Genomic DNA, 6677 nt, shown 5'->3' on the forward strand with positions numbered 1-6677 from the left:
CGTGCCAACTTGGCCCGAAGTTGGTTGGTGGTCATAGTCATGGGTAGCCTCAAGCTGACCCCTGGGGAACGAGTGACTATCCGAAATCTGGTCACTTCCATGTACTCCAACTATGACAGTGAATCCGGCTGTTTGCCCCTTGACTATGGCGGCTGTTATATGCTGGATAAATGGTGGACGGGCGCATACTGCAAGTGTTTTCAAAATGCCGTCCTTCCCAATGACCCAAAGCTCGAAGCGACTTTGTTAGGCCGGGCCGCTCCTGAAATGGACGCTTGCGCCATTTGTGGAAAGGCGTTTGTATCAGACGAAACACGGGCCTACTGTTCGCCAGCCTGCCAAGCGGAGGGCAACCGCCGCAGGAGCCGGGAAAGAATGAGGAAAAAGCGACGTTCGGATAAGGCATAGCTGTTACGATTAGGGCTGAAAAAAGCCCCTGTTTATGGGGCTTTCAAGGGCCGGTTTTAGGCAGGTGCGGCTTATTCTATGACCGCACCTGCCCAATCGTAACATTGCCCTATAAATAAAGACAGATAACCACTTCGGGCCAAGTTGGCCCGAAGTCATAAAAGGAGGATTTTTCTATGCAGGAAAAAGAAAACTATTTGAAAAATGCGGAGCTTTCCACGGAACAGAATTACAACATGATTGACGGTATTCCCAATAATGCCCCTCTGCCTGTTCCACAGGCCCGCCCGGAGGAAAAGCCGAAAGACCGGGTAAAGGAGTCGCCGACAAAACGGCGAAGCCGGGAACGGGAAGAACGGTGAAACGGCGCAAGCGTGGCGTTCCCCTCTTTGTCTGGGTAAGTGAGGAAGAATACGCTGCCATTCAGAAGCGTATGGAGGAAGCGGGAACGCAGAATTTAAGTGCCTATATCCGCAAAATAGCTTTGAATGGATATGTTCTTAATGTTGACCTCTCACCTGTTCGGGAGCTTGTTTCCCTGCAACGCAGATGTGCAAACAATCTGAATCAGGTCGCCATTCATGCCAATACCTACGGTGTTTATCCGTCCGAGATTACAGCCCTGCAAAAAGATTACGCCGAGCTATGGGGCCGGGTGTCCGAGATTCTGGAACAGCTTGCGGCGGTTACAGTCCTATGAGAGCAGGGGGGCCGCCTCTGCCTCTTGGCCTATGACTTCGGGCCAACTTGGCCCGAAGTATTGAGCATGTCAGTTTTATTAAACTGCTACATAGCAATAATCTTAGTAATAAGCGCCTCCATTTTTGTTTCTATTTTGTGTATGACCGCAATAAACTCTTCATCGCCTTTACCAGTCGGATCATCAAGCCCCCAATCCTCCCGGTGCTTACAGGGTAAAAAAGGACACTGAACATTACAGCCCATAGTAATAACAATATCAACTGGAGGAATTTCTGAAAGTAATTTGGAACGCTGTGTTTTCTCCATGTCAATATCATAGAGCTGTTTCATTAATCGAACGGCATCCTGATTGATCTGCGGCTTTGTTTCTGTCCCCGCAGAATAGCTTTCAAACACCTCGGTGGCGAGGTGCTTGCCGAGAGCTTCCGCAATTTGGCTTCGGCAAGAGTTGTGAACACAAATAAATGCCACCTTGGGTTTGTTTATTTCCTTATTCATGAAAGACCTCCCTTTTTATAGCTCTCTTAGCTTATCGCCCTTCATATCATCTGCATGCCAAGCGATTAAAGCAAAATTGCCGTTCGTGTGTTCTGCTATCTTGTTTATCCAAGGAATTTCATTGCTGGCTTTTGCAGCTAACAGGGCGTTTGTTGTTTTTGTATGATACAGAGAAGAATTCACGAGCCACCACTTTGTAGCAATATTGGCACGTTTCAAGTCTTCTTCCAGACGTAAGGCTTCGTAAACTGGAGTAGCTTCAGGCAAGGCTACAATAATGACTGCTGTTTCAACACTTCGCAAACGTGGCAGCAGCTTCCTTACGGAATCGGGGATATTGCCTTGTGTCCTCTGAACCTCTTTATGATAGCTCAATGTAGAATCCAATAGCAGAAGTGTATGCCCTGTAGGTGCGGTATCAATGACAACAATTTCATTTTCGGAACGCTCCACAACTTCCGCAAAAGCTCTGAATACGGCAATTTCTTGTGTACAAGGAGAACGCAGATCTTCTTCGATATAGGCAATATCTTCTTCTGACATGGTTTCCCGTGCTTTTGTTAAAACTTCCTCCTGATAGCGTGCCAGTTCCTTATGCTCGTCAATATGGCTCATGGTAATTCCGCTGTTTTCATCGAGAACAAATTTTAAGTGTGCTGCCGGGTCAGTAGTGGTTAAATGCACCTTTTTACCCTTTTCAGAAAGCCCTAAAGCAATAGCGGCAGCAAGTGTAGTTTTTCCAACACCGCCTTTTCCCATCGTAAAAATCACTTTTTTGCCGTTATGGTATAGGTCATCAATGACATACTTTAGCTGGGGAACATGCTCTGCTTTCATGGTTTCATCATTGGTGACATAGCCATCCTTTGTGAGCAGTGACCTGACATTCTCCATACCTGTAATGTTGTATGCCCTCAAAGGAACCATGTAGGCATTGATTGCTTGTAACGGTTTTGGCATATCTGTAAGGGCTTTTTGCTGTTTATCAAAAAGGCTTTTAGAAATGGTGTCATCATAATCAGTCAACACCCCATTAATTACCATAGACTGATTGCGTACACCAAGCTCCGCTAATTCGTAAGAAGCCCGCTCTATTTCTTTGAGGGGGGCTGTTTCGGGGCGAGTCACAAGAATTAAGGTTGTTTGTGCGCGGTCTGTCAGTGTTTCAACCGCAGCTTTATACATTTCCTTTTTACTTTCAAGCCCGGATAATTGCCCTAAGCATGATGCCCCATGCGTACTTTCGCTAATAAAATTGCTCCACGCAGAGGGAAGCTGCAACATTCTAAGGGTATGCCCTGTAGGTGCGGTGTCAAAAAGAATGTGGTCGTATTTTTCCTCCATCTCTTTATTGGTAATGAAGTTGGAAAACTCATTGAAAGCGGCAATCTCCACTGTGCAGGAACCAGAAAGCTGTTCTTCCATATTAGCGAGAACTGATTCCGGAAGCTTACCATGATAAGGCGCAAGCACGCTTTCCTTGTATTCTGCCGCTGCCTGCATAGGGTCAAGGTTTGCCACATCAAGACGAGGTACTTCTGCAATGGAAGTGGCTCTCCCTGAAAGCGGCGTGTCAAATACATCCTGCAAGTTGGATGCCGGGTCTGTGCTGACAAGAAGAACTCTTTTGCCACTATCCGCAAGATTTACCGCCGTTGCACACGCTACAGATGTTTTCCCTACACCACCTTTACCTGTGTAAAACAAGTATTTCGTTAAGGTGATTTTGTTTGGGTCAAAGATTTGCATTGAGGAACCTCCTTTCTTTTAGCAGCAGTTCCCGTCAGAACAGCAGCAACCGCCTTGCTTTACGGATTTTGCTTCGGTCAAATAGCTTGCGGGAACCTCCAGCAAAGAAACAAGCTCCTCATTGGTTGGATAGCGGCCTGTTATCACGATTTTTTCATTGATCATAACAGCGGGCAACTCCGCAACACCTTTTTCATTGATAAAGGCGTTGATTGTTTTGTTATTGACAAAAGCCATCGGCGCACTGCTTAGATTAAAGCGGTCAACTGCCACTCCGTTCTTTTTCAGTGCATTTAAAACAGTAGAAATGCGGAGCAGCTCCGGGTCAACACTCACACCGCAAAGGCCGGTGTCACAGCACATGGCAGGTTCAAATATTTGCATTTTTTTCATGATAAATCTCTCCTTCTATATGATTATATTAAATTGCTTCTTCGTTCCATAAGAACGGTATTACGCCACTGTCCAAAACGGTCTTGCCCAATTCGTTCACGGAATCCCACTTGACGGAATCCGCATTTTTCATGCAAACGAATGCTTGCTTTGTTGTCAGCCATAATTCCCGATTGCAGTGTCCAGATACCATCTTTTTCAGATTGCTTTGAGAGAAAGTTCAGCAGCTGGGTTGCCGCACCTTTTCCTCTATGGGTATCATGGATGTAAATACTGACTTCCGCTACGCCACGATAGACACAGCGGCTTGACACAGGAGTTAACGCTGCCCAACCGGCAATGACATCACCATCGGTTATTACAAAGCGGCATTGCTTGATATGGGACTGGTCAAATTCTTCATAAGTGGGGCATTCCGTTTGAAATGTTGCAAGGTTCGTATCCATACCTTGCTGGTAGATTTCGCTGACTGATTTCCAGTCGCCTTTTTGCATTTCTCTAATTTTGTAATTCATTTTGAGGAAACCAGCCTTTCGTTTTATTGACAAACCTTACAAGCAAGAGCATAACCGGCACTTCTGTCAGAACGCCAACGGTACAGACCAGCACCACCGGGGAAGTTGGCCCGAAAAGTGCAATCGCTACAGCCACCGACAGTTCAAAAAAGTCCGATGCACCAATGAGTGCGGCAGGAGCCGCAACGTTATGGGGCTGCTTTGTTATCTTGCACATCCAGTAGGCAAAGGCGGCAGTGAGGACATTTTGCAGAATCAACGGAATAGCTATCAAAAGGACATGTAAGGGGGTTTCCAGTATGGCATCTCCTTGGAATGAGAAGATGATAACCAATGTCAGGAGAAGTCCAACAGTTGTAACATTATCAAATTTAGGAATAAACCTTTGCGTGAAATATTCCTCGCCTTTGTTTTTTACCATGAAATATCGGGTAAGAAAGCCGCCCACAAGAGGAACAACAACAAATAAAACAATGGAAAGAATGAGTGTATCCCACGGCACGAAAATATTCGTTACACCCAGTAGAAAGGATACAATGGGAACAAATGCAACGAGGATAATTAGGTCATTGACTGCCACCTGCACTAAGGTGTGGGCGGGATCACCCTTTGTCAGATTGCTCCAAACAAACACCATTGCAGTACAGGGGGCTGCACCCAGCAAGACGGCTCCGGCGACATAGCTTTGTGCAAGCTCGGATGGTATAAACGCCTTAAATACGACGTAGAAAAAGAAGGAGGCAAGACCAAACATGAGAAATGGTTTGATCAGCCAGCTTGTTCCGCTGGATATAAGAAGCCCCTGCGGATTGTTGCGTACATTTTTGATGGACTGAAAATCCACTTTCATCATCATGGGGTAAATCATCACCCAAATGAGTACAGCAATCGGAATGGATATTTGTGCATACTCAAAGCGGCTTAAAAATTCAGGAATACCTGGCAGGAACTTGCCGATTAAAATTCCCGCCGCCATACAGATCAGCACCCAAATTGTAAGGTATTTTTCAAAGAAGCCGATACCAGTGTTTTTCTCCTTACTCATTGTCATCACATCCTTTGCAGCAGCCTGTATCTTCTTTGCAAATACAGTTTTCCTTATCGCTGGTAATGGAGCAGAAAAATTGTTTTGTCTTGCTGATGGTTTCTTCGTCCAAAGAGTAATACGTCCATTTGCCCTCGTTCCGGCCTTTGACAAGTCCACATTCACATAGAAGCTTCATGTGGTGGGACAGCGTAGATTGGGACATTTCAAATTTCTCTAAAATCATGCAGGCGCAAAGTTCTCCGCAAGAGAGCATATCAACAATCATAGCTCTTTTGGGGTCGCCCAGCGCCTTAAACACTTTTGTATTTTCCAAATAGTTTTCCATATTGGCACCTCACATCTATATTCTTCAATATGATATATTATATGCGCCAAATCGAAAAGTGTCAATATGAGATTGCGCTTCTAAAAATATTTTTGTTTTTAAAGAAAATAAAGCAAACGCCATTGCCCTTAGTACGCTGTCGCATCTTTCTACATATCCCACTTCGGGCCAAGTTGGCCCGAAGTCACAGGACAAGATTGGTGCTACCTCGACAACATTGTTGCCCTCTTTCCCGCATGGTAAAATATAGGCAGAAGCTAATATTACGCCTGTATTTCAAAGAAGAAAGGGGAATTATTTATGCAGTTTATCAAATTCATTTTTAAGATTATCGCCATTCCGTTTATTGTCATTCTGACGATTGCAACGCCTGTATTTGTATTTCTGTTCTGCTATGCCACAGTCTTTATGGAGATTGCTTCAGGGATAGGGGTATTACTTAGTATTGCCTTGTTGCTGACAGGGGAAAAGCTCGGCTGCTGTGTTTTCCTGTTTCTGTCCTTCCTGCTCTCTCCTTTTGGTATTCCTGCCATTGGGGAATGGCTGGCAAACAGGCTGAGAAGCATTAACTGTTCGCTCCGCTATTTTATTGTAAGCTGAACACAGGGCGGTATAAGCGCCGGGTGACTTCGGGCCAAGTTGGCCCGAAGTTATTTTTTACAGAAAGGAGGGCCGCACATGGCGACAACCTATTTCAAGCCCCATCATATCAGCAAGGGGGAAACGATAGCACAGTCCATGAAAGACCGTTTTGACTACGGGCAGAACCCGGAGAAAACACAGGGCGGCGATTTGGTTCTTGCCTATGAGTGTGACCCGAAAACCGCAGATGCAGAGTTTCTTTTAAGCAAGGCCAAGTACAAGGCTATCACAGGCCGGGAGCAGAAAAAGGACGAGGACATTTTGTGCTATCAGGTACGCCAGTCCTTTGTTCCCGGTGAAGTGGATTCCGAAACAGCGCTTAAAATCGGCTATGATTTCGCCATGCGCTGGACAAAAGGCAAACACGCCTTTTTCGTGGTTTCCCATGTTGACCGTC

11 protein-coding genes are annotated in these 6677 nt (G+C 45.6%); 5 read left to right on the plus strand and 6 right to left on the minus strand.

Translation table 11 applies throughout. From position 1 onward, the window contains the following. The 3 genes from RTK01_RS15315 to RTK01_RS15325 form a co-directional block, all read left to right on the plus strand. Positions 1-408 (plus strand): cysteine-rich VLP protein (locus RTK01_RS15315; RefSeq protein WP_397353030.1); only part of this gene is annotated, 408 nt, incomplete at its 5' end. Positions 409-584: 176 nt separating this feature from the next. Further along, positions 585-770 (plus strand): DUF4316 domain-containing protein, encoded by a 186-nt coding sequence (locus tag RTK01_RS15320; RefSeq protein ID WP_312281805.1) that lies wholly within the window; start codon positions 585-587, stop codon positions 768-770. After that, entirely contained in the window at positions 767-1108 is a 342-nt protein-coding gene (locus tag RTK01_RS15325; RefSeq protein ID WP_312281806.1) for a plasmid mobilization protein, read from the plus strand. The genes RTK01_RS15320 and RTK01_RS15325 overlap by 4 nt, the downstream gene beginning before the upstream one ends. 86 nt (positions 1109-1194) lie before the next feature. Here the strand turns inward: RTK01_RS15325 and RTK01_RS15330 are convergent, their stop codons facing one another. Genes RTK01_RS15330 through RTK01_RS15355 form a run of 6 tightly spaced genes read right to left on the minus strand, consistent with a single transcriptional unit; the run spans position 1195 to position 5638 of the window. Next, positions 1195-1608: an arsenate reductase ArsC gene (locus RTK01_RS15330; protein ID WP_312281807.1), complete on the minus strand. Its 414-nt coding sequence runs from the start codon at positions 1606-1608 to the stop codon at positions 1195-1197. 15 nt (positions 1609-1623) lie between these two features. Next, positions 1624-3357, minus strand: coding sequence for an arsenical pump-driving ATPase (gene arsA, locus RTK01_RS15335; protein WP_312281808.1), 1734 nt, complete (start codon positions 3355-3357; stop codon positions 1624-1626). An 18-nt stretch (positions 3358-3375) separates the two neighbouring features. Next, positions 3376-3750 carry an arsenite efflux transporter metallochaperone ArsD gene (arsD, locus tag RTK01_RS15340; RefSeq protein WP_312281809.1) on the minus strand — a complete coding sequence of 125 codons (375 nt, stop codon included), beginning with the start codon at positions 3748-3750 and terminating at the stop codon, positions 3376-3378. 23 nt (positions 3751-3773) lie between these two features. Next, positions 3774-4265: an N-acetyltransferase family protein gene (locus tag RTK01_RS15345; RefSeq protein WP_312281810.1), complete on the minus strand. Its 492-nt coding sequence runs from the start codon at positions 4263-4265 to the stop codon at positions 3774-3776. Further along, the gene (gene arsB / locus RTK01_RS15350) at positions 4249-5310 is read right to left on the minus strand and encodes an ACR3 family arsenite efflux transporter (RefSeq protein ID WP_312281811.1); all 1062 of its coding nucleotides are present in this window, start codon (positions 5308-5310) and stop codon (positions 4249-4251) included. The genes RTK01_RS15345 and arsB overlap by 17 nt, the downstream gene beginning before the upstream one ends. Then, positions 5303-5638 carry a metalloregulator ArsR/SmtB family transcription factor gene (locus RTK01_RS15355; protein ID WP_312281812.1) on the minus strand — a complete coding sequence of 112 codons (336 nt, stop codon included), beginning with the start codon at positions 5636-5638 and terminating at the stop codon, positions 5303-5305. The genes arsB and RTK01_RS15355 overlap by 8 nt, the downstream gene beginning before the upstream one ends. Positions 5639-5938: 300 nt before the next feature. On the opposite strand from RTK01_RS15355, the gene RTK01_RS15360 reads away from it, so the two are divergent. After that, positions 5939-6238 carry a CD1845 family protein gene (locus RTK01_RS15360; protein WP_312281813.1) on the plus strand — a complete coding sequence of 100 codons (300 nt, stop codon included), beginning with the start codon at positions 5939-5941 and terminating at the stop codon, positions 6236-6238. A gap of 78 nt (positions 6239-6316) precedes the next feature. Beyond that, positions 6317-6677, plus strand: a 361-nt coding sequence (locus RTK01_RS15365) for a relaxase/mobilization nuclease domain-containing protein (RefSeq protein WP_312281814.1), incomplete at its 3' end; no start/stop codon positions are given.

This window comes from Oscillibacter sp. (assembly GCF_031978065.1).
GTDB lineage: Bacteria > Bacillota > Clostridia > Oscillospirales > Oscillospiraceae > Oscillibacter.